Source organism: Aquimarina acroporae (assembly GCF_023195925.1).
GTDB classification, from domain to species: domain Bacteria; phylum Bacteroidota; class Bacteroidia; order Flavobacteriales; family Flavobacteriaceae; genus Aquimarina; species Aquimarina acroporae.
In genome coordinates this window covers 489,178-515,212 of sequence record NZ_JALPRE010000003.1, presented here as the reverse complement: position 1 = coordinate 515,212, position 26,035 = coordinate 489,178, and the positions used below count along the sequence as shown (strand labels likewise).

The 26,035-nt window shown below is 34.5% G+C and carries 25 protein-coding genes; 16 read left to right on the top strand and 9 right to left on the bottom strand.

Annotated elements, in window-relative coordinates:
- The first annotated feature begins 477 nt into the window (after window positions 1-477).
- Window positions 478-2,079 carry an isocitrate lyase gene (locus tag M0D21_RS06785; protein ID WP_248327696.1) on the top strand — a complete coding sequence of 534 codons (1,602 nt, stop codon included), beginning with the start codon at window positions 478-480 and terminating at the stop codon, window positions 2,077-2,079.
- An 83-nt stretch (window positions 2,080-2,162) separates the two neighbouring features.
- On the opposite strand, the gene M0D21_RS06780 is transcribed toward M0D21_RS06785, so the two are convergent.
- Window positions 2,163-2,672, bottom strand: coding sequence for a hypothetical protein (locus M0D21_RS06780; RefSeq protein WP_248327695.1), 510 nt, complete (start codon window positions 2,670-2,672; stop codon window positions 2,163-2,165).
- 154 nt (window positions 2,673-2,826) lie between these two features.
- Between M0D21_RS06780 and M0D21_RS06775 the strand changes: the two genes are divergently transcribed.
- Window positions 2,827-3,213 (top strand): Fur family transcriptional regulator, encoded by a 387-nt coding sequence (locus tag M0D21_RS06775; protein WP_248327694.1) that lies wholly within the window; start codon window positions 2,827-2,829, stop codon window positions 3,211-3,213.
- 81 nt (window positions 3,214-3,294) lie between these two features.
- Here the strand turns inward: M0D21_RS06775 and M0D21_RS06770 are convergent, their stop codons facing one another.
- Window positions 3,295-4,566, bottom strand: a complete 1,272-nt coding sequence (locus M0D21_RS06770; RefSeq protein WP_248327693.1) for a S8 family serine peptidase — start codon at window positions 4,564-4,566, stop codon at window positions 3,295-3,297.
- Between the two features lie 462 nt (window positions 4,567-5,028).
- On the opposite strand from M0D21_RS06770, the gene M0D21_RS06765 reads away from it, so the two are divergent.
- The 7 genes from M0D21_RS06765 to M0D21_RS06735 all read left to right on the top strand — a co-directional run bounded on the left by M0D21_RS06765 (window position 5,029) and on the right by M0D21_RS06735 (window position 10,907).
- Window positions 5,029-5,298, top strand: coding sequence for a hypothetical protein (locus tag M0D21_RS06765; protein WP_248327692.1), 270 nt, complete (start codon window positions 5,029-5,031; stop codon window positions 5,296-5,298).
- A gap of 314 nt (window positions 5,299-5,612) precedes the next feature.
- Complete coding sequence (locus tag M0D21_RS06760) at window positions 5,613-6,149, top strand: hypothetical protein (protein ID WP_248327691.1); 537 nt, start codon at window positions 5,613-5,615, stop codon at window positions 6,147-6,149.
- 11 nt (window positions 6,150-6,160) lie between these two features.
- Window positions 6,161-8,368 (top strand): DUF5916 domain-containing protein, encoded by a 2,208-nt coding sequence (locus M0D21_RS06755; RefSeq protein ID WP_248327690.1) that lies wholly within the window; start codon window positions 6,161-6,163, stop codon window positions 8,366-8,368.
- 73 nt (window positions 8,369-8,441) lie between these two features.
- Window positions 8,442-8,747, top strand: a complete 306-nt coding sequence (locus tag M0D21_RS06750; protein WP_248327689.1) for a heavy-metal-associated domain-containing protein — start codon at window positions 8,442-8,444, stop codon at window positions 8,745-8,747.
- An 11-nt stretch (window positions 8,748-8,758) separates the two neighbouring features.
- Complete coding sequence (locus tag M0D21_RS06745) at window positions 8,759-9,289, top strand: DUF6702 family protein (protein WP_248327688.1); 531 nt, start codon at window positions 8,759-8,761, stop codon at window positions 9,287-9,289.
- Window positions 9,290-9,301: 12 nt separating this feature from the next.
- Window positions 9,302-9,889 (top strand): HupE/UreJ family protein, encoded by a 588-nt coding sequence (locus tag M0D21_RS06740; protein WP_248327687.1) that lies wholly within the window; start codon window positions 9,302-9,304, stop codon window positions 9,887-9,889.
- Window positions 9,890-10,079: 190 nt separating this feature from the next.
- A complete protein-coding gene (locus tag M0D21_RS06735; RefSeq protein WP_248327686.1) occupies window positions 10,080-10,907 on the top strand; it encodes a hypothetical protein in 828 nt (275 codons plus the stop codon).
- Window positions 10,908-11,030: 123 nt separating this feature from the next.
- Here the strand turns inward: M0D21_RS06735 and M0D21_RS06730 are convergent, their stop codons facing one another.
- From M0D21_RS06730 to M0D21_RS06720, 3 genes are read right to left on the bottom strand one after another with little or no spacing between them, the layout of a single operon-like run.
- Window positions 11,031-11,474, bottom strand: a complete 444-nt coding sequence (locus tag M0D21_RS06730) for a hypothetical protein (protein WP_248327685.1) — start codon at window positions 11,472-11,474, stop codon at window positions 11,031-11,033.
- Window positions 11,467-12,789 (bottom strand): ABC transporter permease, encoded by a 1,323-nt coding sequence (locus M0D21_RS06725; protein ID WP_248327684.1) that lies wholly within the window; start codon window positions 12,787-12,789, stop codon window positions 11,467-11,469. Before M0D21_RS06725 ends, M0D21_RS06730 begins: the two co-directional genes overlap by 8 nt.
- 54 nt (window positions 12,790-12,843) lie before the next feature.
- Window positions 12,844-13,476, bottom strand: a complete 633-nt coding sequence (locus tag M0D21_RS06720; RefSeq protein WP_248327683.1) for an ABC transporter ATP-binding protein — start codon at window positions 13,474-13,476, stop codon at window positions 12,844-12,846.
- Between the two features lie 100 nt (window positions 13,477-13,576).
- On the opposite strand from M0D21_RS06720, the gene M0D21_RS06715 reads away from it, so the two are divergent.
- From M0D21_RS06715 to M0D21_RS06685, 7 genes are all read left to right on the top strand, one after another.
- Complete coding sequence (locus M0D21_RS06715; RefSeq protein ID WP_248327682.1) at window positions 13,577-13,978, top strand: MerC domain-containing protein; 402 nt, start codon at window positions 13,577-13,579, stop codon at window positions 13,976-13,978.
- 16 nt (window positions 13,979-13,994) lie between these two features.
- Complete coding sequence (gene folE / locus M0D21_RS06710) at window positions 13,995-14,657, top strand: GTP cyclohydrolase I FolE (protein WP_248328229.1); 663 nt, start codon at window positions 13,995-13,997, stop codon at window positions 14,655-14,657.
- A 117-nt stretch (window positions 14,658-14,774) separates the two neighbouring features.
- On the top strand, window positions 14,775-15,080 hold the full coding sequence (locus M0D21_RS06705) for a hypothetical protein (protein WP_248327681.1): 306 nt from the start codon (window positions 14,775-14,777) through the stop codon (window positions 15,078-15,080).
- A gap of 255 nt (window positions 15,081-15,335) precedes the next feature.
- Window positions 15,336-16,031: an ABC transporter ATP-binding protein gene (locus M0D21_RS06700; RefSeq protein WP_248327680.1), complete on the top strand. Its 696-nt coding sequence runs from the start codon at window positions 15,336-15,338 to the stop codon at window positions 16,029-16,031.
- A 20-nt stretch (window positions 16,032-16,051) separates the two neighbouring features.
- Window positions 16,052-18,550, top strand: coding sequence for a TonB-dependent receptor (locus M0D21_RS06695; protein ID WP_248327679.1), 2,499 nt, complete (start codon window positions 16,052-16,054; stop codon window positions 18,548-18,550).
- A gap of 16 nt (window positions 18,551-18,566) precedes the next feature.
- Window positions 18,567-20,018, top strand: coding sequence for an ABC transporter permease (locus M0D21_RS06690; RefSeq protein WP_248327678.1), 1,452 nt, complete (start codon window positions 18,567-18,569; stop codon window positions 20,016-20,018).
- Window positions 20,015-21,361, top strand: a complete 1,347-nt coding sequence (locus M0D21_RS06685) for a DUF3526 domain-containing protein (RefSeq protein WP_248327677.1) — start codon at window positions 20,015-20,017, stop codon at window positions 21,359-21,361. The genes M0D21_RS06690 and M0D21_RS06685 overlap by 4 nt, the downstream gene beginning before the upstream one ends.
- Before the next feature lie 37 nt (window positions 21,362-21,398).
- Here the strand turns inward: M0D21_RS06685 and M0D21_RS06680 are convergent, their stop codons facing one another.
- The 4 genes from M0D21_RS06680 to M0D21_RS06665 all read right to left on the bottom strand — a co-directional run bounded on the left by M0D21_RS06680 (window position 21,399) and on the right by M0D21_RS06665 (window position 26,034).
- Window positions 21,399-22,445, bottom strand: a complete 1,047-nt coding sequence (locus tag M0D21_RS06680; protein ID WP_248327676.1) for a succinylglutamate desuccinylase/aspartoacylase family protein — start codon at window positions 22,443-22,445, stop codon at window positions 21,399-21,401.
- Window positions 22,446-22,615: 170 nt separating this feature from the next.
- Window positions 22,616-23,791, bottom strand: coding sequence for a cytochrome-c peroxidase (locus tag M0D21_RS06675; protein ID WP_248327675.1), 1,176 nt, complete (start codon window positions 23,789-23,791; stop codon window positions 22,616-22,618).
- Between the two features lie 257 nt (window positions 23,792-24,048).
- Window positions 24,049-25,464: a S41 family peptidase gene (locus M0D21_RS06670; protein ID WP_248327674.1), complete on the bottom strand. Its 1,416-nt coding sequence runs from the start codon at window positions 25,462-25,464 to the stop codon at window positions 24,049-24,051.
- Window positions 25,465-25,512: 48 nt separating this feature from the next.
- Window positions 25,513-26,034 (bottom strand): hypothetical protein, encoded by a 522-nt coding sequence (locus tag M0D21_RS06665; RefSeq protein ID WP_248327673.1) that lies wholly within the window; start codon window positions 26,032-26,034, stop codon window positions 25,513-25,515.
- Between the last annotated feature and the right edge of the window lies 1 nt (window position 26,035).

The following is a 26,035-nucleotide window of genomic DNA, read 5'->3' as shown; positions in this document are numbered from 1 at the left end:
AAAAGAAACACCCATTAACATACTACAAATGAGTGAACAGCTTTCCTAAAAGGCTACAAAAACAACAAGCAATATCCTGTTTTACAGTGTTTTAAATCTATTTCCAATAACTTCTTATTTACCTTTCTTATTAAAACAAATCGCTATTTGCGAACAACAATTTTTTGTGTGATTTAATATTTTTAGCGAACGTTCGCTTTTTTTATTAAAAACTTTTTTATAATATTGTCCTGTAATTAATTCACTACTACAAATAGTGAACAGCTTACTAAAAAAAGAATCTGGTAGACGCTGTCGAGTAGATATTGGAATTCAAATTATTAATACAAACAAAAATCTAAAGGATGAAATCTCAAGTAAAAACTAAATCACTGGTTACAAATTGGGCTATTAATAATACCATTGATTACAATGCAGAAAAAACCAATACCGTAAAACAAAAACAATAACCCTTAATAAAATTTAAAAAACTAAATTATGACTACTTATAATTCAGCTCTTGATACAGTTCGTAAACTAAAAGCTAAACATGGTAACACTTGGGCAACTATCAGACCAGAAAACGCTGCTCGGGTTGCAGCTCAAAACAGATTTAAAACAGGGTTAGATATTGCTAAATACACGGCATCTATAATGCGTAAAGATATGGCAGAGTATGATGCAAATAATGTAAACTATACTCAATCTCTTGGTTGCTGGCATGGTTTTGTAGCACAGCAAAAAATGATTGCGGTAAAAAAACACAAAAAAACCACTAACAAAACATACCTATATCTTTCAGGTTGGATGGTAGCAGCCCTGCGTTCTGAGTTAGGTCCTTTACCAGATCAATCTATGCATGAAAAAACTGCCGTACCTAAATTAATAGAAGAAATATATACGTTTTTACGCCAGGCAGATGCTGTAGAATTAAATGATCTTTTTAGAAGACTAGATGCTGGAGAAGATGTGCAAGATGAAATAGACAATTTTGAAACCCATGTTGTACCAATTATTGCCGATATAGATGCAGGTTTTGGTAATGAAGAAGCTACTTACCTTTTAGCTAAAAAAATGATTGAAGCTGGAGCATGTGCTCTTCAAATTGAAAACCAAGTATCTGACGCTAAGCAATGTGGACACCAAGACGGTAAGGTAACTGTGCCACATGAAGATTTTATAGCTAAACTAAATGCACTTAGATATGCTTTCTTAGAATTAGGAGTAGACGATGGTATTATAGTAGCGAGAACAGATTCTGAAGGAGCCGGATTAACACAAAAACTGCCTGTATCTCAAGAAGAAGGCGATTTAGCTTCACAATACATGGATTTTGTAGAAGCTGAAGAGGTAACTCTTGATAACGTAAGTGAAAACGACGTATTATTTAAGAGAGACGGTAAGCTAGTTCGTCCTGTAAGACTACCTAATGGTTTATACAAATTTAAAGAAGGATCAAACATTGATCGTGTTGTATTAGATTGTATTACCAGTCTTGAAAACGGAGCAGACTTGCTATGGATTGAAACTCCTACACCAAACGTGAAACAAATTGCACATATGGTAAACAGGGTTAAGGAACAAGTTCCTAATGCAAAGTTGGTGTATAACAACTCACCATCTTTCAACTGGACAATTAATTTCCGTCAACAAGCTTATGACCTTATGGCAGAAGCTGGAGAAGACACTTCTGCTTACAACCGTGAAGAATTAATGGATGCTAAATATGATGGTACTGAATTATCAAACAGAGCAGACGAAATGATCAGAAATTTCCAAGCCGATGCTTCTAGAGAAGCTGGAGTATTTCACCACTTAATAACATTACCAACTTATCACACTACTGCGTTGCATATGAATGATTTGGTTGAAGGTTATTTTGGAGATCAAGGAATGTTGGCCTATGTGGGTTCTGTTCAACGTCAGGAAATACGTAAAGGTGTATCCTGTGTAAAACACCAAAGAATGGCTGGTTCTGACCTTGGAGATGATCACAAAACATTCTTCGCAGGAGATAAAGCTTTGAAAGCTGGAGGTGCCAAAAACACTAGTAATCAATTTGAAACCGCAGAAACACCAGAATTGGTTCTAGATAAATAAATTTTTAAGTCGGGGTATTATTAACAAAAAGCCAAATTGAAAATAATTTCAATTTGGCTTTTCTATATCTAATATGCTCTTAATTATTTTTGATCAGCCTCTTCTTCCTTTGCCTTCTCCTGATCTTCTTTAATCATTTTTTGATCTTCTTCTGTTATTTTTTGGTGTTCAGCTGCAATACTTTGGTGTTCTTTTTCCATAGATTCGTGCTCAGCTTTCATAGACTCATGCTCCGTTGTCATTTGTTCAAGTGTTATCTCTCCTGACGCATGTTTTGTCTCCAATTCTGCATGCTTTTCTATTAACGCCTGATGTGCAGAAATTAATTCACCATGCTTTGCTAATAAAGCCGTATGGTTCTTTTCTGTTACTAAATGAATAGAATCATTCTCTATAGCCTTATGAGCATCTACCATTTGTTGATGATCATCTTTCATTGTGTTATGTTCTTTTGCCATGGTTTCATGAGATGCTTCCATCGACTTATGATTTTCTACCATTGCCTTATGCTCTGGTGCTTCGGCAGGATTCTGTTTACAAGAAACAAAGAAAAGAACAGTTGCAATTAATGTTAATTTACTGAGTGTTTTCATGATTTTGGTTAATTTGTTAATAGTTCGAATCTATATAAAACTACTATTTTGCGTTATTATTTTCTAATATATCCTTAAGAATTCTTACAAAAAATATGCTAATGGTAAAAAATCATTAATTTCGATATTATAAAGAAGGTCGAATATTTACGCTATGGAAATAAAAAAAAGCAGAAATACCGAAAAGCAAAACCTAGTTAGAGAAATCCTATCTAAAAGTGAACATACAATGTCTGCCGAAGACATTATGGCTGCCATGCCTATCAAAGTAAATAAAACTACCGTGTATCGAATCTTAGATAGATTTGCAGAAAAAGGAGAAGTTCATTTTGTTACAGGTAAAAACGGAAAAGCGTATTATGCGTTATGCAATGGCTGTGGTGTATCGCATAAAATTCATAACCATATTCATTTTGAATGCCAGGTATGCGAAGAAGTAACCTGTCAACCAAATACCTTAAACATACCCAATCTAGAAGGTTTCACTATCCAGGAAACCCAATTTCTAGTAATTGGAATTTGTAATAAATGTAAAAAATAAAAAAACCACTTGTTCTCCAACAAGTGGTTTCGTAACGACACGTACCCAACGTAAAACAATAATGATTAAAATCTCGTTATTTTATCTTACGGCGATGGGATAATTTTCTCCTCTATTACTTACTGAACCAGAAGTTCTTGGCCCACTTCCTCTAGCATGCATGATACCAGCAACGTGCGGTGAAGCCATTGAAGTACCGCTTAAAGTAGCATATCCTCCATTTAGATATGTACTTCTTACACTGCTTCCTGTAGCTATAACATCGATAGGATTCATGTTATAGTTTGAGAAAGAAGAAAAGCCTCGGTTACAAGTCATAGAAGCTACGGTGTATATATTATTTCCATTTACACAAGCTGGTTGGTAACTAGCTGCATTTGCACTACTATTACCTGCAGCAATTGCTACTAAGGTTCCTGCATTTCCTAATGCTAATAAAGCATTACGGTATGAAGAGTTACTTGAACAACCAGAACCAAAGAAACCACCAAGGCTTAAATTAGCTACATCTCCAGCAATGTCATACTGACCTACGTGATTAATTCCAGAAAGTATAGTAGATGTACTACTACTTCCATTACAACCAAAAACTCTAACAGACACTACAGAAGCTCCTGCAGAAACACCTACAACACCTATGCTATTATTGATAGCTGCTGCTGTTCCAGCAACGTGAGTTCCATGTCCGTTACAGTCATTTGCAGATCCTCCTACGAAAGATCTTGAATACGTAGTATTGGTTACAACATTTAAGTCTGGGTGATCTAAATCGATACCACTATCGATTACCCAAATCCACTGATCTTTACCAGCGCCGTTTGCAGCACCTCCAGCTCTTGAAATACCACATGGAGTTTGCTGTGCCATTTTTTGAGAAGCGTCACCACCAGGAATGATTTCTTCTACTTCAAATTTTGGCAATTCCACTACTCTGTCATACTCAATAGCTGCTACGTTAGGATCTTTAGATAATTTTTGAAATTCATCGTTATCCAACTTAACCGCCATTCCCGAGATTTTGGTAGTGTAATAATCTAAAACTTTAGATTGATCTACATCATGCTCCAACAAAATGGTGTTCATCTTGTTAATAGACACTTCTGAAATCTCTCTTACCGCTTTAGCCTTTTCGTCTCTATCTGTAAAATTAGATTTTGCCAAGACTTTTGAGGCTGGTAAGATTTTAGAATCATGGAAAACAATGATGTACTGTCCAGAAATAATTTTTCCTTCTAAACTAGTTGGTTCTACTACTGATTCTACTTCTCCACCAGAAACGACATCGTCCTGACAAGAAGTAACTGCCAAAGCCATGAGTAAAGCACCCACGGCTAGATTACTAAATTTTTTCATATTGAGTTAAATTTGTGTTAGGCCCCAAAAATATAAATTCAATTCAAAAATCATATATGGCAAAACCGTAGCGAAACCCCTTTAAAAGCAGGAATTAAGAAGCTATAGGCAATCAAAATAACATGTTAATGCAATATAGTTGCTTTAGCAAAATCAACTACTCAAAAAGAATTTAACAGGAAAAATCTTTCAAATAGAATTTGTAAGAAAACAACGATTTACGTAAATCTAAAAATTAACTTAATTTAACAATAATTAGCAAATATTTAACAAATTAGACTTGCGAAACACAAATAATGTGTTCAACATAGTCTAGTATTCTATTAAACAAACCGGCGTTGTGGTACTAAATTTATCGCGAAAAAAATTCTTATCACTATCTTAAGATTTAAAAGTCCAATAAATTCCTATATTTAGCATGTGAGTACGCATTACAAAAAAAATATAATCTGCATATTTTTTATGACAGCTTTTCTTTTTCTTAGAATTGCTGATATTCATGCATTTTCCCATTTTTCTGATGATGATCATCAAATAGATTGTGAATTATGTGAAATCATTACTACATCACATAAGTTAACACTGTTTTCCGGAGATGTATTTGTTGAGGAAGATCAAAAATCAATCACGGTTTTTCCAACATACAATATTGACTTTACCTACAACACTTCAAAATATAGTGCTACATTACCAAAAAGTGTTTATAATAAACCTCCTCCCTTTTTTTATTAAGATAAAAATTGTAGAAAAGTTGAGAATGTCCGCTGTTGTGTTGAAAAACATGAAAGCATTAATAGATCATTATAGATTTTTAGGGCTTCTAGCACAATAGACACAATTATTTCTTTTCGATTTAAAACGCTATTTAAGATCACCTTCTAGAATTAGAACCTAAAAAATTCAAAATAGACAATTCTTGAGTTTTGAATACTAGGCCATAAATGTCTCTAGAACGAATTCCATCAAAATTAATCTAATCACTTAGATGTAGGTTTAACAAATGCCTCACATCATTTGTTTTTACCATTAAATATTGCAACTAGTATATGAATCTTTATAAATCAGAATCAGGAAATTATTTATTTCTTATATGCCCGTCGGACCATATGGAACCTGTTTTGCATCAAATTTGTGATGCAAAAGCATATTTCTACACGGCACTAGGAGCTAATTTTAACTGGGATGATACTACTCAAAAGAACCTTATTAATTTTATTGAAAGTCGAAACATTCTTCAAATAGTCTTTGTTACCAAGTATACTAATCATTTCTACAAAAAAAATATCGGGACTAAAAACAACACTATTTTAAAAGTACATCGCAACTTATCAAGTTTAGAAAGAACATTACCAAATTACTTTTTAAATGAGAGCCATCCTATCTTACGAAATATGTTACTGGCATCAAGACATCTTGGAAGTCAAAAAAAACAGCTACTAGAAACGACATCTTTAGGCAAAACACTTAAAGAGCATGGTATTCATATTAAAAGTTTTGTCTATCATCCTGAAAACGAAGCTTTCTATAGTCCACGAATAATTGAGGAAAAAGTATTAATACACGGTAAAGTGTCTCTTAATTAAATGCTATACGTATGTTCCGACTTATTCTCATATTATTTCTTATGTACCAATTGAATGGTTGGTCTCAAAATAAGAACGAGAACTTCCCTCCTTCTGAAACTCCTATAGAGGTTACCGTTTCAAAGGTTGAAAAAAAAATAAAATTAGATGGAATATTAAATGAAATTGATTGGAATAGTACTTCTATCACTGAAGATTTCTTTAGAAGAGAACCCAGACAAGGAGGTAAAGTACGCTATAAAACCGAGGTTCGTTTTCTTTATGATGACAAAAACCTCTATATCGGAGCTTTCTGTAAGGACTCAGTTGGAATAAAAGGAATTCGTATTCAAGATCTTCGTCGAGATTTTAGTTGGGGAGAAAACGATATTTTCGGAATCGCTCTTGACCCTCAAAATTTAAAGCAATATGCTCAAGGTTTTCAAACAACACCCTATGGTAATCAACGTGATTTCCAGAATTTTAATGGAAATAATTTCGATACAGGATGGAATACACTTTGGAGAGTTCGCACACAACGAACCAAGGATGGATATTCTGTAGAAATGGCAATACCATTTAAGTCATTACGATACAATCTCCCCAAAGAAGGCGCTACTATAGAAATAGGATTTACATTAGTGAGATATGCTAGAAGAGATATAGAAGTATCTTCTTTTCCTGCTATCCCACAGTCTTTTACGCCATATCGAATGACCTATGCCGCTAAACTAACAGGTATCGAAGCCCCTCCTCCTTCTACCAATATTAGAGTAGAACCTTATGCATTGTACCAATATGATGAAACAAAAATCGGAGATGAACTTACCGATAAACTAAACGATCCAAAAATTGGTTTTGATGCAAAATGGGCTATAAATCCTAAAACAGTTTTAGATCTTACGGTAAATACAGATTTTGCACAAGCCGATGTAGATCGCGCAGTAAACAACTTGGAACGTTTCAATATTTTCTTTCCTGAACGAAGGCAATTCTTTTTGGAAAATTCCGGAATATGGGCAGGTGGATTACAACAATCTATACGTCCATTTTTTAGTCGACAAATTGGACTTCAAGGAGAATTTAATGCCACTCCCGCTCCAATTGATGCAGGTATCCGATTTACTCAGCGTACAGAAAAAAATGCCCTTGCCGGTTTACTAGTTCGCCAACGTGAAACAGATAATTCTCCTGGAACCAATTTTGGCGTATTTAGATATCTGAAAAATTATGGAAGGGAAAACAACATTGGTGTAATGCTCACACATAGATTAGATGATAGTAATAACGATCTAAACCTGGACCGCAACAACAACACAACGATTACAATTGATGGGCAAATTCGTCCTACCAGTCAATGGGACATACAATATTTACTATCCACATCACTGGATGAACTTACCGGGGAAACCGGTTTTGCAGGTAGAATTTTTATAGGAAACGATTCAAACAAATACTATTATGGATGGGTCACAGAATATACCGATGAGAATTATAACCCAAGAATAGGTTTTGTTAGACAAAAAGATGTGATTAGACATAATCCAGGAGGGTATTTCATTTGGAGACCTAAAAAAATAAATTGGATTAGAAGATGGGACCCAGGAATGTTTATTAACTACAATCACGATGCGAGGGATCCGAGTAAATTTCAACAAGCTAGTCTTTATATTTTTCCGGTATTCACATGGTTCAAGGACAACAGTTTTTTGGAAATTTCTGCAACTCCAACCTGGCAAAATATCAATTTTGATTTTACTCCCCTAGGACTAGAAATTGAACAGGATAATTATTTTTACACTAGATATTTAATGCAATACAACACCGACTTATCCAAAAAATGGTCTGCAGATGTTGGTGTTAACTTTGGTAACTTTTATAATGGAACAAGAACAACTATAAATGCTGCGGCACGTTTTGCTCCTATCCCTCAAACCACCTTTTCTCTTAACTACGAATATAATGATATTAGGAATGTTGGTATTGCAGAAGAAGACCTAGAGACAAATCTTTATACTGCAAATTTACGATTAGCACTTAACCCTCGAATTCAATTATCTACGTTTTATCAATACAACAGCTTCAATGAACAGGGACGTTGGAATGCTCGATTTAGCTGGGAATATATGCCTCTGTCATTCATTTATCTGGTTTTTAACGATACGCAAACCGATGTGTTTGATCCCATGCAACAGAACACCCAATTTATAAGTAAAATCACTTTTTTAAAACAGTTTTAATATGCAATACCCAACAGGCTCTTTATCGAGGTTTAAAAACAAAAACACTAAAAAAACAATTAAATAACAGAACATGAAAAATGCAATCTTAATAGCACTTCTACTGTTCATAACTTCATGTAATAGAATAGAAAAAGAAGAAAGAATTCTAGTGCAAAAAGAAGGCGATGCCACGCTAGTAATTAATACCCCTAAAGCAGCTTGTAAAAAATGCCAAAAAATAATAGAAGGAGGACTTCAAAATGAAAATGGCGTACACCAGTCTATTTTAGATCTACAATCTAAAAATCTATCGGTGGTATATACTCCTGAGAAAACAACACCAGAAATTTTGGAGGTAGCTATAGAACAGTTAGCCCAGCAAATACCATGTAAATAAAATACGCAACTATGAAAACAAAAAACAAATTCTACAAGATTATATATGCAGTATGTTTACTATTTGTTTCTACCTCATTTAATAGTGTACACCCTATTAAAATATCATCATCATTAATAGAGTTTAATCCCAAAACAAATATGGTCGATGTTGAATGTAGAGTGTTTATCGATGATTTCACCTTCAGTATGAATGATACATTTACAAAAAACCTTAATGTATCTAATCTATCTGAAGAAGATAAAACCGCTATCGAAAAGTACTTTAAAAGATACTATAAAATATATATCAATGATATTTTATATTCACTCGAATACTCATCGTCTGAAGTTTTTGAAGAACACAATGTTGTTTCTTTTAAGTTTATAAAAGATGTCCCTCCCATAAAAGAAGGTGATCAAATTTGTATTGACAATACGCTCTTTTTTGAAGATTTTGGAATTCTCCAATCTAACAGGATTACCGTGCGTGTTCCTCCTTTTATTGCAGAAGATCATTTTGAAATAACAACAGTAGACGAACCTATACCACTTAATTTATAATATTTATATTCAATGGATAACTTAACTTCTTTTTTTATTAACGGATGGGAACATATCGTAGATATAAACGCTTATGACCATTTATTATTTGTAATGACATTATGTGCTGCTTTTAAACTAGAACAATGGAAGCAAATATTAGTTATAATAACAGCGTTTACTATAGGACATAGTGGCACACTCATTCTAAGTGCTTTAGATATTATTCCCGCAAACTCCAAGTTAATAGACATGCTCATCCCATTTACCATAATGATTACTGCAATAGCCAACATCATTAATTACAATAAACACGGAAAATTTTCTGATACAAAACTAAAATATGGAATTGCCCTTATTTTTGGTTTAATACATGGATTAGCGTTTGCAAGTAATTTCAAATTCATGCTGTTTGGCGATAGTATACTTATGCCATTATTAGCATTTAACATTGGTATAGAAATGGGGCAAATTTTTATAGTATTGCTCTTTATGTTTTCCTTATGGGTGTACACAAAGATGATAAGAGGTGAGCACTTTAAATGGAATCTGTTTGTTTCAGGGGCCGGTTTTGGGATAGCAGCTACTATTTTTTTAAACGCAATTAATGGTGGGGCATAAATACTATTTATAATAATGTATAAACGACAGAATATATCAAACAATTCCAGATAGAACAAAATCACAACAGCATAAAACATTAAAAATATAGTTATTACAAATTAAGATAAAGAATCTATCTCAAACTTTAATAAACTATACAAAACAATGCTTAATTTAGTAATCGAATAATACCTAAAACTAAAATGAAATGAATAAGAACACACATCACCTAGTTATTGCTTTATCCCTTTTGTTTTTGGTCACTACAGCCTGTAAACAGGAAAAAAAAGCTGAAGATCAAGAAGAAAATGCAGAAAATACGGTAGAGAAAGTAGAAGAACCTGCTGCACCTAAAATTACTCTTGAAAAATTAGAAGGATCTCCTGCATATGCTGATGCAGCTCTAGTATTAGATACTCCAGAAAATATTGAAGTTGCAAAAGCTGGAGAAATGGATTTTTCGTTTAAAGTAGAAAATTACGAATTAGGAGCTCAAACCGAGGGACCAAATGCAGAAAAACTCGCCAATTCAGGAAAAGGACAACACATACATTTTATTTTAGACAACCAACCTTATTCAGCTCACTACGAACCAAACTTTAAAAAAGAAGTTCCGGCGGGTGTACATCATTTGGTGGCTTTTTTGAGTCGCTCATTTCATGAATCAGTGAAAAATGAAAATTCTGTAGTAGTTAGAAAACTTGTGGTAGGAGAAAACCCTGAAGATACTTTTGGGTTAGATATGAAGACACCTACTTTAATTTACAGTAGACCAAAAGGAGAGTATAAAGGAAAAGACACGGAACAAATCTTATTAGACTTTTTTGTTCTCAACACTACCCTTTCACCAAGCGGGCATAAAGTACGTGCTACCATTAATGGTGAAGAATTCATGATTACAGAATGGGTTCCTCATACTATTAAAGGTCTTCCAATGGGAGAAGTAACTATACAACTCGAATTACTGGATGAAGCTGGAAATTTAATTCCTGGCCCGTTTAATAAAGTTACTCGAACCGTATCACTAAAAGAATAAGATAATATAACAGCACTTTTAGAAAGGCCTATTATCAAATACGATAATAGGCCTTAATATTATAATCCTTCTCGGCAGTTAATTTATGGTTACAACACTTTGATCAGCAATTAAGTTAATCCACTATTCTATTAGTTTTCCTACAGCATCTTTCAATATATAATTACAGTGATCAACATCTTCTACATTGAGTATCAAAACACCGGTAACCTCTACAATTTGATCTGTTTTAAAATTCGGTTTCTTCTTAAAAACAACTTCAACGACACTTTCTGGACCTGCTCCTCCACAAAAGAAACATGAAGACCTCGGGTTTTTAGAAAGCAAATAAAACCCATCATCATCAATAGAAAAATCTAAAAAATAACCTTTAACACGAATTTTAGCACCTTGGTAGGACTTTATAATAGGTCCAAATTTCGGTTTTAAAAAGATATCATCATACTTAGCGCTGTAGACATTATAAAATTTTACATCGGCAAAGTCATTCCAACTCAAGTTTTGCTGTGAAAACAGATTAAACTTAAATACTATAAAAAACGTTATACAAAAGACTATTTTATGCATCGGTTATTATTTTAGAAACATTTAATTTAAATATGGATAAGGAGGCTAAAATTGCTGCTAACAAAGTAGTTAAAATCACTATAATAAAAACAAATAATTCGTTGCTATCTGGAGTTCCAAACGCAAAATGATACCCATAAGAATTTGTAGAGAACTTTGAGAAAGCCAAGACACCTAATCTTCCGAATACCCAGCCTAAAACAAATCCTATTAAAGATAAAAAAAGTGCTTCCATAAATACTAACAGCATTAACTGTAAAGTATTTGCTCCATAGGTTCGTAGCAATGCCAACTCTTGTTTACGCTCCCTAACCGTTTTTACCAAGTTGATAAATATACTTAGCCCGGCAAACAAAAGTATGACTATTGCCATAATATTAATCGTTTGAAAACCTACTCCCAGAAATTTCATCAATCGTTCGATTTCAAATTTTGGAAGTGCTGCTTGCATCGCAGTTTCCTCATTAATAAATCTGGATCGTTGCAATGCTCCGACCGGGTTTCTAAATTTCACCAACACTGAGGTAATTTCCTTTTCTTCTTTATGCAGATCATGATCTACATGACGCTCTTCTTCATGTTTGCCATGACCCTCATTATGCTCCTCTTTATAATCTTCTGTAAAGATACTGGGCATATCTGCTTGTTCTTCTCCATGTTTAGCTCCATCATGGATACCATGTACCTCTTTATGTTCTTCTTCTTCTTCATGAGTACCTTCATGTTCATCTTCATTAGCGCTATGATCATCCTCGTGCTCATGTACCTGCCAAATACTTTCTAAAGTAGTTATAATAAGATGATCAACAACTGTTCCACTGGGTTTTAAAATTCCTGTAACTGTAAATGGCTTTTCATCATGGGTTTCGAATCCGCTTTCGGCAAGACCATGAGAACTAACAAAAGTATCTCCTATTTGTAGACCTATTTTTTTGGCTGCTTGATCTCCCAGAACAACTTCAAATGGTTTTTCGTTGAGCCTACCCCGATTTATTCTTGCACTATATACCGTTAAATATCTTTTTGTCGTACCTAAAATTCTAATTCCCTTATAATTATCGCCATAAGCAACGGGAATCTTTTCTTTAACCATTCGGCCCCTAACAAGATTTCTAGCTTTTTCGAACGATATATTCCCTGTAGGATTATCAATATGTAGTACCGATGATAAAACAAGTTGTAAAGGGCTCCCTTTGGCCCCAACAACCATATCAAATGGTTTGATATTACTTTCTAAATGCCGGTTAAGTTGACTTCTAATTTGTAAAACAAAAGTCGCCAATGCGATACTTATCATGAGTAACAAAACGCTCAAAATAGTATTTAGCGGTTTAGAAACCAGGTTCTTATAGGCCAGATATAACAATTTCTATAAATTTATGTGATTCTTAAAATGTGATTTCACTCTTTGATCATGTGTTATAATCACCAAATTACTTTTGCAAATTTCGGCTTCCTTTTTGAGCAAAGAAATTACCTTTTCACAATTTGCATCATCAAGGTTTGATGTAGGTTCATCTGCCAGTATAACTTTAGGTTTATGCACAACTCCTAAAGCAATAGAAAGTCGCTGCCGCTGCCCTTCACTTAAGTGATACACCTTTTTATTTAGAAGATTAGAAAGCCCCAAATGCATTAATAGTTCTTCCCTTCTATAACGATCATTTTTCTTGACAGAAATTCGCTCACGAAGGATTAAATTCTCAAGTAAGGTCAACGATCTAATAAAATGTGTATTTTGGAAGATTAGCCCGATATGTTGTCCCCTAAAACGATCGAGTTGTTTTCTGGTTAATCTATTCAAACAATTATCAGCTATAAAAACATCACCAGTTTTAGGAGGTATCAACCCCGCCAAAAGATGTAAAAACGTGGTTTTACCTACTCCAGACGGCCCTAATATTAACAAATTTTCTTTGGGAGGCAAATCAATATCAGGAAAAGAAAAAGCATCAATTCCTGAGGAATCATAAGCAAACTGGAGCGCACTTGTTTGGATCATAAAAATGTTTTGTCAAAAATAAATAAATATTACAAACGCAACAAAGTTGCATTTATAAAATAATGTTATCTTTGCGCATCAAAACAAAAGCATTTTTATAGTGAATATAGCTAATATACGAAATAACTCCGATACCCTAGGAATGATAGCTAGCACTTTGTGTCTCGCACATTGCATCGCTACACCTTTTCTCTTTATAGCTCATTCGGGAACTACTATACTACGAGATGTACATCCTACCTGGTGGAAAACGTTAGACATTATTTTTCTAGCACTTTCTTTTATGGCTATCAGAAAATCTGCAAAAACTACTGCGGAGCCAAAAATGAAGTATGCTTTTTGGATTAGTTGGTCACTATTATTTATCATAATTATTAACGAAAAATTATCAATATTACCTATACCTGAAGCAACAATATACCTGATATCTTCCTTATTGGTAGGCTTACATTTTTACAATCAAAAGTATTGTCAATGCCAACAGGAATGTTGTAAAAACTAAATAGAGCTTTATGAAAATGACGAAAGAGGAAATAGAATCTGCTGGAGACGCACATATTTCGGGAGCTGTAGAGACTCCTTTACGAAGTGATGCCTTCGACAAACCTGACGATACAAAAATCGAAAAAATACAATATCACTTCTCAGAGATTATGAAAGAACTGGGGCTCGATTTAACCGATGACAGTCTTTCGGGAACTCCTTACCGAGTTGCCAAAATGTATGTGAAAGAATTGTTTTATGGTCTTAATCCAGAGAATCGACCCAAAATTTCGACTTTCGAGAATAAGTATGGTTATCAAAAGATGTTGGTAGAGCAAAATATCAATATCGATTCTGCTTGCGAACACCATTTTTTACCTATTGTAGGTAATGCCCATGTAGGTTACATACCAAAAGATAAAGTGGTAGGCCTATCAAAAATTAATAGATTGGTAGACTATTATTCTCACCGTCCTCAGGTTCAAGAACGACTTTGCTTGCAGATACTAAAAGATTTACAGCAAACTTTAGACACAGAAGATGTAATTGTTGTAGTGAACGCAAAACATTTATGTGTTTCATCTAGAGGGATTAAAGATAAAAGTAGTTTTACTACAACAATAGAATACGGAGGGCGGTTTAATGAATCTGCATTCCGAAATGAATTTTTAAGTATTCTAGAAAAGGGCGAAGGGTAAAACACTTAAAACTCAATGAATAAGGGAGCGTTAGGAGTATTTCATGTATTAATGGATAAATCATTAAAATTTTGTTAAAATATAAAATACGTTCTCAATATTTCTGAAATTGCATTTATGTACCCAAGTGTACGCACACATATCGTCTCTTTTTTATTTCTATTGACCATACTGATTCCCAGGATTTTTAATCTGCATGAATTGGATCACCTCTTAGATGATGATATTTCTATTACTTGTGAGCTTTGTGACCTTGTTATTAATTCTGAAGAACCACTATTAATTGCAAACGACAATTCTTACGAACAAGGGAAATTACAAAACATCCCCAACACCCTTGTGATCTTAAGGTATTATCGCACTCCACAAGGTAAAATTGTTACGCCAGGGTTTATTTATAACAAACCCCCACCAATCTCATAAAGGAAACATTTTATATTATGATTATTTGCCTACACAAATTTGTGTCGGCATACCTATTTATGTATAGCTCAGTCGGTGGATACATAATTAGATACTATGCATAGTTAGTAAGAAGACACTTTAATTAAAGAGTTTCTAAATCACAAAAAACTCATTTATACTTTCTTCACTAAAGTTTCCTTCAGTCTCTGTTCGTTAGAGATTCTATTCGAATCCAAACATACAAGTCGTCAAACAAATTTTTAACATACACATATGCTTAAAGCAACAAACCTTTCCAAAACATATGGTAAGCACCAAGCACTTAGTCAATTGAATTTATCAGTAGATAAAGGAGAAATTTTTTGTTTATTAGGTCAAAACGGTGCAGGTAAAACTACAACTATTAATCTTTTCTTAGGTCTTATTGAACCCACAAGTGGAGAAGCATCAATTAATGGCGTAATGGTAGTCCCAAACAACAATAAGACTACTAAAATGATTGCCTACATCCCTGAGGTTGTTCAATTATATGGAAATCTATCTGGAATCGAAAACCTCAACTTCTTTAGTAGATTAGCTGGGTTCAGATACACCAATACCGAACTATCAAACTTTCTAATGAAAGCTGGGCTTCAGGAAGAAGCACACCATAATAACCTGTCTTCTTATTCAAAAGGGATGCGCCAAAAAGTAGGTATTGCTATTGCACTTTCTAAAAATGCCGATTACATTTTTATGGATGAACCTATTTCTGGTTTAGACCCCAAAGCCACGTTAGAATTTACCAATATATGCAAAGAACTAAGTAGCGAAGGTAAAGCCATCTTCATGGCGACTCATGACATTTTTAATGCTGTAAACGTGGGAACCAAAATTGGCATTATGAAAGAAGGGAAACTTGTACATACCTCAGACACCAAAGACATCAACGCAACAGAACTACAAAATCTATATTTAAAAACTATCTAAACTCAATTAAAATTCACACAATGAATATTTTTAAATCATTAACTACCCTATTACTAGTGCTTATAGGTTCGATATCATTTGCACAGGTAAAAATAACGGGAACCATCGTCGATAATCAAAACACACCTATTGTTGGAGCAACCGTATCCCTAATAAGCACTGAGAATACTTTTGGCAAACTCACAGATGCTTCTGGTCAATTCGAGATCAATGCTCCAGCAGGAAGCTACAATATTGAAATTCGATATTTAGGATTTCAATCTTTCAAAGATACTTTTGAAGCTACTGAAGGAACTCCATATGATATAGGAACTGTCACCTTAGATGAAGGCACCGAACAGTTACAAAGTGTAGAAATACTAGGTCGTGTACGAAAAGATTACAATAGTGATTATTCGTTTTCTGCAACCAAAGTAGCTATCAAAAACAAAGAATTACCACAAGTGGTAGCTGCCGTTACCAAAGAGCTTATCGCAGACCGCCAAGCATTTCAATTACCCGATGCTGTAAAAACAGTGAGTAATGTAGCAATTACAGGTCTGTATAATCATTACAACATACGTGGTATAACCCAAGCAGATGATGGACAAGTACTTAACGGTATGCGTACTCGTCAGTTTTACTTTTTACAGCCTATTACCTCTCACCTTGAACGGGTTGAAGTTATTAAAGGTCCTTCATCAGTTACATTTTCTAGTGCTGATCCAGGTGGAACTGTAAATATGGTAACTAAAAAACCATTGACTGAAAAACGTAATGAAGTTTCGGTATCTGCTGGTAGTTTTGGGACTCTAAGAGCGACCGCAGATTTTACAGGTCCTTTAAACGATTCTAAAACCTTATTATACCGTTTAAATGCAGCGATTCAGGAAGCAGATTCTTTTAGAGATATAGTAAATAATAATGCAATATTAGTCTCACCATCGTTAAGCTATATCCCCGATGAAAATACATCATTAAATGTAGAAATGATCTACAATACTGCAGATGGAAATATCGATAGAGGTCAGCCAATTTTTGGTGCTGTCGATGATACTTACGATCCAAATAGTACACCCATTACCTTAAACCCAGGTGCAATTAACGACTTTTACAAAACCAAAGAATTCATATTCATGACCAGTTTTAGTAAAAAGTTTACTGAAAATTTTGGTTTCAATGCCCAGTATATGAAACAAACTTGGGATGAAGATCTACAAGAACATAGAGCCGATGCATTCCGCCAAGCTTATGACGCCGATGGGAATATTGTTCCTAATCTTATTGCTATGAGATATGCTGAAAGACAACAAAATTGGAGCACCGATAATATAAGTGCATTTTTTAATTATGACATCAAAAAAGAGAGCTTTACGAATAAAATATTAGTAGGTTATGATGGAACCCGTTGGGAGAGAAGTATCGGTGGAGCAAACAGCTCTAGAGATTACTTGTTAAATGATGGTACCACTGCCAGATTCAGACCTGGAACCAGTGACCCCAATGACTTTCAACAAACCGCCGATGGATTATTAGTTCCTGCCGTGCCTCATTTAGATTTAACTAATCCTTTTAATGGAATTAGAAATACCAACGATTATGTGTTTTCAAGATTTGAGATTCCTGCAAACTTAACCACCTCTAGTGGGGTTTATCTTCAAAATCAATTTAAGATCGGAAAATTTTCAGCTTTGGTAAACTTAAGGTATGAGTGGTTTACCGATATTTTTGATTATGAAGGAGATGAACAAGAGTTTGAAACCAATGCTTTTGTACCTAGGATAGGTGTAACTTATGAAGTTACTAATGACATCAGTGCATACGCCACCTATCTAGAAGGTTTTCAACCACATACCAATACAATTTCGTTATCTCCATCTGCAGAAGGTTTCTTTTGGACAGCATCACCAGGTAGATTTGATCCTCTTGAAAGTAGTTTAATAGAAATAGGTGCCAAAGGAGAATTTCTAAATGGAAAAATATTTGCCAACATAGCTGTTTTTAGCATTACTCAAAAAAACATATTACTTGGTGATACCTTTGATATAGACAATTTAACAACCATCGGTGAGCAGCGCAGTAGAGGTTTTGAAATGGATATTTCTGGTTATATTTTACCTAATTTACAAATAATAGCTTCTTATGGCTATACAGATGCAACCATCGAAGAAGATGCTATTGCCGAGTTTGTTGGAGAACGAATAGGAGGAGCTCCAGAGCATAATGCAAATATTTGGGGGAGATACGATTTTAATTCAAACTCTTTATTAAAGGGAATAGGAATCGGTTTAGGCGCTCAATATGTTGATGAGAGATACACTTGGTATAACCCTACTTACTTACCTGACAGAGTACTATTGCCAGACTACACGGTATTTGATGGGGCAGTTTATTATAAGCCAAACTTTGTAAATATGCAGTTAACATTAAAAATAAATAACATATTTGATGAAACGTATTGGTTAGGAGGTCTTAACCCTAACAGATTGGGACCAGGAGCGCCAAGAAACTTTTTGTTGAATGCCACTTATACATTTTAACGCTAAATAGTAACAAATGAAATGGACTAACGTTAAGTTATTTGCATTTAACTTTTGGAAGAATGCAACAACGCCCAAAACTTTTTATCTGTTATTTTTTATTTTTTTACTACTAACAGCCTATTCGGCTGTTAGTGGTATAAGTAATTATGCTACCCAAAATGATATTCGATTAGAACATCAGGTTAAGGCTAGGCAAAGTTGGGAAGCTAACCCAGATAAACACCCGCATAGAATGGCTCATTTTGGAACTTTCGCCTTTCGAACAAATCCTATTCTAGGAGCTTTTGATTCTGGATTAGAAAGCTTCACGGGGAATACCGTTTTCTTAGAAGCCCACCGCCAAAATAGTGTTAACTTTTCTGAAGCTACGTTTTCTAACGGGACTTTACGATTTGGAGAACTAAGTTTAGCCTTGTTACTACAACTAGTATTACCATTGATTCTATTTTTTATAGGATTTTCAAGTGTTGCTGCAGACAAACAAAATGGAACGCTAAAAATGCTATTGTCTCAAGGAGCTACCTGGAAAGAAATTCTCTTCGGAAAATCTCTTGGGCTTTTTGGAATTTCAATGTTATTTTTTACTCCTATTCTACTAGCAACAATCATTACACTATTCGTTTATGGAAATCAAACCGAAAATGATTTTCGTTGGCTTCGTTTAGTGTTCATTGTCCTAGGATATTTAGCTTTTTTATTTGTTATTGCATCGGTAACCATTATCGTATCAACAAGAAGTAATAACCCGAAAAATGCTCTCTTACGTTTGCTTGGCATTTGGTTATTAATGGTTGTACTGTTACCAAAATCGGCACAAGCAATGGGTAATTACTGGTTTCCTACACCCACAAAACTAGCTTTTCAATCGGCTATTGAGAAAGAAGTAACCAAAAAAGGAGATAGCCATAACCCTGATGACCCTCACTATAACAAACTACGAGATTCGGTTCTTGCGGTTCATAATGTAAGCGAAGTAACCGATTTACCGTTTAACTATTCTGGTTTTGTGATGCGAGAAGGTGAAAAAATAACCTCAACACTATATAAAAAGCATTATGCCGATTTGATCAATATCTATAGAAATCAAAATGATGTAACAAGATATTCATCATTCATCAACCCTTTTACCGCTATTAAACAACTATCTATGATCATGTCGGCGACTGACTTTTCGTCCTATATAGACTTTCAAAAACAGGCAGACGATTATCGCTATCAATTAGCACAAACCATGAATGAATTGCAAATGGAATATATAAGTCCGAAAAGAAAGAGTGGTTCCGAAGGAAAAGTTCATGTTGTAGGACATGAACATTGGGAAGAGTTTCCTGATTTTGCACATAAACCTATGAGCTTTAGTAGTTCAATAAAACAAGTTTTCCCTGCATTGCTTTCCATAGCATTATGGACCATTGTAGCATTCGTACTATTGGTATTCACTTCAAAAAACGCAAAAGCAGTATGATAAAATATAAGTTATTCTTACAGCAATGTATTCGGTCAAAAGAAGTTTGGATGAGTTTGTTACTCATCACACTATTGGGTATTGTAGCTATCATTATTGGTAGCAAACACCTAGAAAGACAGGAACAAGCCATAGCAGAGGTGAGCTCATACCAAGAACAGCATTTTGACCGACAAGTGTCCCTTCATAATGAAGATTTGGGACTTTTACTATATTACGCGAATTTTGCATACATTAATAATTTAGATCCATTAGCCGGAGTATCAATTGGTCAAGCCGATGTAAATCCAACAGTCAAACGCATTACTATAAAGACCTTTGAAGCTCAAAAGTTTGATACCGATCTGGTGAACCCCATGAATCTACAATCTGGAAATCTAGATCTTTCTTTTGTAATTATCTATTTGTTCCCGTTACTGGTTATTGTACTAACATTTAATGCCGTATCTGAAGAAACCGAAACTGGTACGTGGCGTTTAGTTGCCATACAGGCCAAATCGAAACTAGGGTTTATTATTTCTAAACTTTTCATACGTTTTTTATTATTACTGGGTGTATTATTATTGTTATTCGGAATTGCAAAAACCATTCTAGGCATCCCATTAAATACGAGTTTCTTTGCAATGTTAGCATTATCGGTGTGCTACATTATTTTTTGGTTTACGCTTTCTTTCTTTGTAATTAATTTCAAGAAAACCTCTGGCTTTAACGCGTTATTACTTTTGTCTGTTTGGTTAGTGTTAATTATCCTATTGCCTGCAGGGGTTAATGCCTATATCGCTTCAAAATATCCTGTTCCCGAAGCTTTAAGTACGGCAATCGCACAAAGAGATGGATACCATACCAAATGGGATACCGATAAGCTGGCAACTATAGAGAAGTTTTACAAACATTATCCTCAGTTTAAAAAATACGGATACCCTACAGACGGATTTAACTGGTTATGGTATTATGCTATGCAACAAATGGGGGATGACGATTCAAAAAGTGAGCAAGATGCACTTAGCAAAAAAATTAAGTTACGTGAGCAATTCGGCACACAAATCGCAAAATTTATTCCTAACATTCATCTTCAGCTAGCATTTAATCAACTGGCCGGAACAAGCATGAGTCAACACATGGATTACCTGCAAAACACCGAAATGTTTCATGAAAAACTAAGGTTGTTCTTCTATCCTAAAATATTCGAAGGTAAACATGCTAACACTATTGACTGGAATCAGTTTCGTCCAGAACATTATGAAACGAAGACTACTGTGAATTTTCTTAAAAGTTTACTTCCTTTAGTTTCTGCATCTATATTTATGATTTTAATATCTATACCTAATATAAGACGATTATAGCACAGAGAAGATCCTATTACGGCTTCTTACTTTATCACTATGGAAGTAACCCGATATTCATAACAGTATCATTCTTGTTAATAGGTGGTGTACCGATCATATACAGAATAATTCCACTTTCTGATGCGGTAACATCTTCTAATTTATTGCCAAAAAAATCGGTAATATAACCTATAAACTCATCTCTTTTTACCAAATCACCGGCTTTTTTTTCTGTGTAGAAAAAGCCGGTCGATTTACTTTTAACGGTTGACCTTTTGGCGATTATTTTAGGTGTAATCGAATTAGGTTTAGAATTTGAACTCCACATATCTAAATGGGTTAACAAGGACATCATGCCTTGTACGATTTGTTGAGTCTCGATCTCCCCAGGGATACCTAACCGCCCGCATTCAATATCGACAGATGGAATTTTACGATGAAAAGCTTCTTGAGAGCAATATATACTCGGTTTTTGTAATCGTTCTTTAGGAATATCGAATATAATAGAGTAATCAAACCCCATGGCTAGAGCCATTTCACGTCCTTTTTTAGAAACCTCGGGCAAGGCCTCACTTTGATACCAGGCATTATATGAATATAAGTCTTCGGGTGCATCACCAGCGTGCATGTCTACAAAAAAATCAGATTTAGCAATAACTTCAGTAGTGATGATATGTGCTATACGTTGGGTAATGGACCCTTTTTCATCTCCCGGAAAAGATCGGTTTAGGTTCTTACCATCTATTGGATTTACAAAAGGACTTCTTCCTAAAAATGCGGGAACATTGGCGATTTGTACCAAAATAACTGTTCCCGACAATTGTTCTGGTTCTATTTCTTCATTCAAACGTTGTGCCGCTAATATTGGAGGGTACTCATACCCATGAACCCCAGCTGTAATTCCTAATGTAGGCCCTGCTTTGGAACCGTGAAACACGGTAACAGGAATAAAAGTGCTATCCTTTTCTACTACAACCGGAATTTTAAAATGACTTTTACTCCCAGGTTGGATTGTAACCTTCTGAAAAACTAACGGTTCTTGCGCAATTGTAACGGTTGAAATAAATAAAATTAGCCCTACGAAAATCTTTGTTTTTATCATAAAAACAAAGATAAATATACCTATCCAAATATTGTAGTTTTATATTCAGTTACCACATTTGTTAGAATAGAAAAATCTGTTATTCTAGATATGTTTTAGAAAATAAATTCATTATCAATATTACTTGATGACCTTAAATCTATCTTGTTTTTATTACTAATTTTAAGAACCTAAATTGCGAAAGGATCACTCCATTTTGGATCAATATACACATTAGTTCCTGATAGCGTTTTTATAAAAGCTTCTAGTGCCAAAATTTGCTCTTCGTTCAAATTGAGGTTTTGTCCATTCGCTCCAACTCCACCTCGTAGACGATTATCAAGATTTGTGTTTCCTGTAGCATCTATATTATTGTAATGCTCTAAAGCATCAGTAACTGTTGCCATACTAGCATCATGCATTAACGGACCGTTTATCTCTCCTTCATAGTTAAAAATATCTCTTAACGTTGGAGCTCTAGTAACCAAAAAATCACTAGCAATAGCATTCCCAAAAACTCCAGTTACGCCATTATTCAAACTTTCAGGGTCAATATCGAACTCTGGAGCAGTATGACAGCTAATACAGCCTGCTCCATTTTGAATAGCAGGCCTAAAAAACAGTTCTTTTCCTTCATTTTCCTGTTCGGTAAAATTAGGAAACGGCAAATTATCATTCTGAACCATTGCTCTACCGGTATCATATTTTGCATCAAAAGACTGTATACTACGAATAAACTGCGCCATGGTTTCTTGCAATCGATCTTCAGTTATACTGCTGTCGCCATAAACAAACTGAAACAACTCCTGATAATAATCGAGTTCTGATAATTTATTTAAAAGATTTGACAGGTCAGGAGCACCATCTTGACCACTAAAACCCATTTCGGCATGATCCTGAATTGGCTGTGTGGTTTGTTCTTCTAAGCTATTTGCTCTTTCATCCCAAAAAAAGCGAGTTTCTCTTGCAAAACGAGAATTAATCAAACGCATACTATGCCTACCTGTGACTCCATTAACACCTTCGCTTACGTTATCCTTGTCTCCAAACGCAAAAGCCTGTTGATGACAACTTGCACAAGCTATGGTATTGTCGACCGACAAATTTTTATCATAGAACAAAACTCTACCCAATGTTGCCTTGGCATCGGTAATTGTATTATCACCAGTATTATCTCGGGTAATATAATCTGGTATATTTTGATTTGCATAGTTAGCCAAGTTATCTAAATCAATGTTATTGCCAAACATTTGTTCTAAAACCAATGAATTTACAACATCTCCAGACACATCAACATAATCTTCATCTTCAGAGCACGAAGCCAATACAACAAGAGGTATGGCAAAAACCAAGTTTTTCAATTTCATATTTTAGAGTCTTATAATTGATTAGTAAGTATAAGACCCTTAAAATTCTAAAAGGTTTAATTACAACTTCTTTTTTCTTTCGAAAATGATACTTTGGAAGCGTTTTTTGAAATTGTAAAGACAAGCATATGTATACAATTTATGCTATTATGCGATTAACAAATTGATTGAAAACATGATATGTATCTCAAAGAAATAGACATCTAAAAACTGCGTCTATTGTTTACAAACCATTGAATTCAAACTAAGCTCATTATTTACTTATTTAGTATTTCTAACGCTCTTTCAATTCCACCATCTTTTTCTTCCTGAAAATCTTGGGTTGATAAAAACGGGACTTCATTCTCAGCATTTTTTGGTCCTATCCCTACAACTTCAAATACTTCACCTTGCGCATCACTATACACTTCATTAGATAATCCTACTGTTGCACCGTTAGGCAGTACATGCTCGAGAATAGTCGAAAAAGCACCACTTGTATTTTCTCCAACAATCGTCACATATGGTAGATCTTTTATGCATAATGCAAAAAGCTCTGCCGCACTTATAGTGTAAGGGCTTGTTAATACAACAATATCTCCAGTAAATTGAAAATTACCTTTAGGCGCTACAGTAAACGCTTTGTTTTCAGTAAAACTATTACCTAATCTAGCTTTTTTGAAATAGGAAACACGTTCCTGATCTATAAAACGAGATACTATATCTAAAGCCACCGTATCAAACCCACCATCATTAAAACGCAGGTCGATAACCAATTTAGAGACTCCCGATGCTTCAAGATCATTCATTATTCTATCTAAAACAGCATTTAATGCAGACAATTCATTATCAAAACTAGTCCCATATCCTTCCATCGATCCGATAATTATACATCCGACCTCATCATTGATTGATCCCCATACCATTCTCTCATTATCATCTATTTCAAAATTCCCTCCTAAATACCTTCCAAGTATTGTATTCACTTTTCGATCCACAAGATTTGAATAATCGCCTTCTCTCTCAATTAGAAAATCTCCACTTAAGCTTGCATTTAACCTTTCTATGAGTCTTGGATCTCCAGAATTAATTTCCACACTATTCTCTTGATCAACAATACTTACATGCCCATCTTCTAATTGATAAGCCAACTCTTCCAAAATATCATAAAAGTTATCTGCAGTTACTTGATCTCGTAAATTTTCATATTGAGCCCAATCTATATTTCGGGTTTCAAAAAAGGCATAATAATCGTTAAAAATATTCCAAAAATGATCAAAATTAATCTTCGGGTCTTTGGTCGCAGAAATCATATCAGGAAGACAATTTGGGTCAGGGTCTTGTACTCTAGTGAATACTATTTCTAAATCTGATAGTTCTGAAGTACCAATAGCTTCATTTTCGTTTATTTGATTTATTGTGAAACCAAAAAAATCTCCTGGTATAAAATTAGGGTTCTGTGTAGCGCATCCTACTGAATTAAAATTATAATGCACATCTGCATCATCTGTAAATTCGAAAACCCACCCTTTCTCTGCTACTTCCCAAAATCCATTGTCTATTGAAACTTCGGGCGGCATAACCGCATCGTCATCAGACTGACAAGCAGTAAAAATTAATACCATACATATCAGAAAATACCTTTTATTGTACTTACTTATTTTTTCTCTTACTATATTCATATGTGTATTCATTACAGTTTTATTTTTGAAATTATTATTAGTTAGGTCAAAAGAAAGTCGTTAAAATCGATACCCAATACCAAAGGCTACATAGGGTACCGTTACCACATCTCTACTATTCCCTTTTTCAAAACCAAATCCGGTACCAATTCCAGCTTCGTAATTAAAATGTTTGCCTATGTTTCTTCTTATACCCCAGGTAGCCACAGTAAGCAAATGGTATAAGTCAGATTTTTCGGCATCTTCTGTACTATGAAAATGATACCGCGCTCTAAGCGATATGTAGTTACCACTATTACCATCTACTCTTTTATCCTTATCTGCACGTTTTTGTAGGTTGTAGTACCATCGAGGTTCCAATGCTAATACGGGTCGAATATTTGAAGTATTGAGACCTCCAAAACCTATTTCACTACGTAAAGCAATTTGACTTGATAATTTTAATTCGTTGTGAGCCCATATGCCCAATAAACCAGTTTGAATTCCAAAAACCGATTTTTCGACTGAAACCTTTTTTGTCTTTTGAGAAAACCCAAAATAAAAACTTAGTACTAAGAGCGGAGTAAAAAATACTTTAATCATC

What these genes read in the sequence shown, in the direction of transcription:
- M0D21_RS06675 (WP_248327675.1), bottom strand. Translation starts at nt 23,791, where the DNA reads ATGAAATTGAAAAACTTGGTTTTTGCCATACCTCTTGTTGTATTGGCT.
- M0D21_RS06760 (WP_248327691.1), top strand. Translation starts at nt 5,613, where the DNA reads ATGAATCTTTATAAATCAGAATCAGGAAATTATTTATTTCTTATATGC.
- M0D21_RS06745 (WP_248327688.1), top strand. Translation starts at nt 8,759, where the DNA reads ATGAAAACAAAAAACAAATTCTACAAGATTATATATGCAGTATGTTTA.
- M0D21_RS06770 (WP_248327693.1), bottom strand. Translation starts at nt 4,566, where the DNA reads ATGAAAAAATTTAGTAATCTAGCCGTGGGTGCTTTACTCATGGCTTTG.
- M0D21_RS06705 (WP_248327681.1), top strand. Translation starts at nt 14,775, where the DNA reads ATGTACCCAAGTGTACGCACACATATCGTCTCTTTTTTATTTCTATTG.
- M0D21_RS06680 (WP_248327676.1), bottom strand. Translation starts at nt 22,445, where the DNA reads ATGATAAAAACAAAGATTTTCGTAGGGCTAATTTTATTTATTTCAACC.
- M0D21_RS06685 (WP_248327677.1), top strand. Translation starts at nt 20,015, where the DNA reads ATGATAAAATATAAGTTATTCTTACAGCAATGTATTCGGTCAAAAGAA.
- M0D21_RS06750 (WP_248327689.1), top strand. Translation starts at nt 8,442, where the DNA reads ATGAAAAATGCAATCTTAATAGCACTTCTACTGTTCATAACTTCATGT.
- M0D21_RS06785 (WP_248327696.1), top strand. Translation starts at nt 478, where the DNA reads ATGACTACTTATAATTCAGCTCTTGATACAGTTCGTAAACTAAAAGCT.
- M0D21_RS06780 (WP_248327695.1), bottom strand. Translation starts at nt 2,672, where the DNA reads ATGAAAACACTCAGTAAATTAACATTAATTGCAACTGTTCTTTTCTTT.
- M0D21_RS06665 (WP_248327673.1), bottom strand. Translation starts at nt 26,034, where the DNA reads ATGATTAAAGTATTTTTTACTCCGCTCTTAGTACTAAGTTTTTATTTT.
- M0D21_RS06735 (WP_248327686.1), top strand. Translation starts at nt 10,080, where the DNA reads ATGAATAAGAACACACATCACCTAGTTATTGCTTTATCCCTTTTGTTT.
- M0D21_RS06700 (WP_248327680.1), top strand. Translation starts at nt 15,336, where the DNA reads ATGCTTAAAGCAACAAACCTTTCCAAAACATATGGTAAGCACCAAGCA.
- M0D21_RS06695 (WP_248327679.1), top strand. Translation starts at nt 16,052, where the DNA reads ATGAATATTTTTAAATCATTAACTACCCTATTACTAGTGCTTATAGGT.
- M0D21_RS06730 (WP_248327685.1), bottom strand. Translation starts at nt 11,474, where the DNA reads ATGCATAAAATAGTCTTTTGTATAACGTTTTTTATAGTATTTAAGTTT.
- M0D21_RS06690 (WP_248327678.1), top strand. Translation starts at nt 18,567, where the DNA reads ATGAAATGGACTAACGTTAAGTTATTTGCATTTAACTTTTGGAAGAAT.
- M0D21_RS06755 (WP_248327690.1), top strand. Translation starts at nt 6,161, where the DNA reads ATGTTCCGACTTATTCTCATATTATTTCTTATGTACCAATTGAATGGT.
- M0D21_RS06740 (WP_248327687.1), top strand. Translation starts at nt 9,302, where the DNA reads ATGGATAACTTAACTTCTTTTTTTATTAACGGATGGGAACATATCGTA.
- M0D21_RS06765 (WP_248327692.1), top strand. Translation starts at nt 5,029, where the DNA reads ATGACAGCTTTTCTTTTTCTTAGAATTGCTGATATTCATGCATTTTCC.
- M0D21_RS06670 (WP_248327674.1), bottom strand. Translation starts at nt 25,464, where the DNA reads ATGAATACACATATGAATATAGTAAGAGAAAAAATAAGTAAGTACAAT.
- M0D21_RS06775 (WP_248327694.1), top strand. Translation starts at nt 2,827, where the DNA reads ATGGAAATAAAAAAAAGCAGAAATACCGAAAAGCAAAACCTAGTTAGA.
- folE (WP_248328229.1), top strand. Translation starts at nt 13,995, where the DNA reads ATGACGAAAGAGGAAATAGAATCTGCTGGAGACGCACATATTTCGGGA.
- M0D21_RS06720 (WP_248327683.1), bottom strand. Translation starts at nt 13,476, where the DNA reads ATGATCCAAACAAGTGCGCTCCAGTTTGCTTATGATTCCTCAGGAATT.